This is a genomic window from Pseudoteredinibacter isoporae (genome assembly GCF_040372805.1).
Lineage (GTDB): Bacteria > Pseudomonadota > Gammaproteobacteria > Pseudomonadales > Cellvibrionaceae > Pseudoteredinibacter > Pseudoteredinibacter isoporae_A.
This window is the reverse complement of sequence record NZ_BAABWJ010000022.1, coordinates 1-2,046: the sequence shown is the minus strand read 5'-3', so window position 1 is coordinate 2,046 and position 2,046 is coordinate 1. Positions and strand designations below refer to the sequence as shown.

General features: G+C 53.2%; 1 protein-coding gene. It reads left to right on the top strand.

Translation table 11 applies throughout. The annotated features are described in order from the left end of the window. Positions 1-2,046: beta strand repeat-containing protein (locus tag ABWW03_RS19885; RefSeq protein ID WP_353411419.1), on the top strand; the 2,046-nt coding region annotated here is incomplete at both ends.

Below are 2,046 nucleotides of genomic sequence, written 5' to 3'. Positions count from 1 at the left end.
GTGATTGTCACGGACAGTGATGGCAGCACAGCAAACGGCACGCTGGATATTTTAATTACCGACACGGCGCCGGTTGCCAATGCGGACACGGATACAACCGATGCCGACAACAATGCAACAGGCAATGTCAGAACCGATGTGGGCGGTGCCGATGTCGATGGTGCAGATGCCGCAGAAATTACGGGCGTTGTGGCGGGTACGCAAACGGGTGACATCGCTGGCGGTGTGAATACCGCCATTGCAGGAACACTTGGTTCCTTAACGATTCAAGCCGACGGTTCCTACACTTACACCCCAGGGGCTGGTGCAGCCGCCTTGGCCGAAGGTGCAACGGCCACTGACACGTTCAGCTACACCTTAAAAGATAACGATGGCAGTTTCTCGACCACCACAGTAACAATCACTGTGACCGGCACGACCGATGGAGCACCAACCGTAACCATCACCGACAACAACGCTGGCGCCACAGGCGATGAAAGTGTTGTTGAAAACTCAAGCGTGAGCGGTAATTCATTTACGATTAGCACTCCGGACGGTTTGGGTTCACTCAGCATTGCGGGTCAAAGTATTACGGCGGCTGCACTCAACAATGCTTTAACAACCAACATTGCCATCAATACACCCGAAGGCGTGTTGACCATTACCGACTTTAACGCTTCAACAGGTGAGGTCACTTACAACTACGATCCAAACGGAACATCGAAGGATCATAGTAGTGGTGAAGTTGTCGATAGCTTGGCGGTGATTGTCACGGACAGTGATGGCACCATAGCAAACGGCACGCTGGATATTTTAATTACCGATACCGCGCCTGTTGCCAACGCCGACACAGACACAACCGATGCCGATACCAATGCAACAGGCAATGTCAGAACCGATGTCGGCGGTGCGGATGTTGATGGTGCCGATGCTGCAGAAATTACGGGCGTTGTAGCGGGTACTCAAACCGGTGACATTGCTGGCGGTGTAAACACCCCAATCGCTGGCAGCTTAGGTTCTTTAACGATTCAAGCCGATGGTTCCTACACTTACACCCCAGGTGCCGGTGCAGCTGCCTTGGCCGAAGGTGCAACCGCCACAGATACCTTCAGCTACACCTTAAAAGATAACGACGGCAGTTTCTCGACCACCACAGTAACAATCACTGTGACCGGCACGACCGATGGAGCACCGACGGTAACCATCACCGACAACAACGCCGGCGCCACCGGTGACGAAAGTGTTGTTGAAGACGGAACGTTAACTGGAAACACCTTTACGATCACAGCGCCGGATGGTTTGGGTTCACTCAGCATTGCGGGTCAAAGTATTACGGTGGCTGCACTCAACAATGCTTCAACAACCAACATTGCCATCAATACGCCAGAAGGCGTGTTGACCATTACCGACTTTAACGCTTCAACCGGTGAGGTCACTTACAGCTACGATCCAAACGGAACATCGAAGGATCATAATAGTGGTGAAGTTGTCGATAGCCTGGCGGTGATTGTCACGGACAGCGACGGCACCACCGCGAGTGACAATCTTGATATTTTAATTACCGACACCGCACCGGTAGCCAATGCGGACACAGACACAACCGATGCCGACAACAATGCAACGGGCAATGTCAGAACCGATGTCGGCGGTGCCGATGTCGATGGTGCAGACGCCGCAGAAATTACCGGCGTTGTGGCGGGTACTCAAACCGGTGACATTGCTGGCGGTGTAAACACTCCCATCGCGGGCAGCTTAGGTTCACTCACGATTCAAGCCGATGGTTCCTACACTTATACCCCAGGTGCAGGTGCAGCCGCCTTGGCTGAAGGTGCAACTGCGACGGACACGTTCAGCTACACCTTAAAAGACGACGACGGCAGTTTCTCAACCACCACCGTAACGATCACTGTGACGGGTACGACTGATGGAGCACCGACGGTAACCATCACCGACAACAACGCCGGCGCTACCGGTGACGAAAGTGTTGTTGAAGATGGCACACTTACTGGAAATACTTTTACGATTGCAGCACCGGACGGTTTGGGTTCACTCAGCATTGCGGGTCAA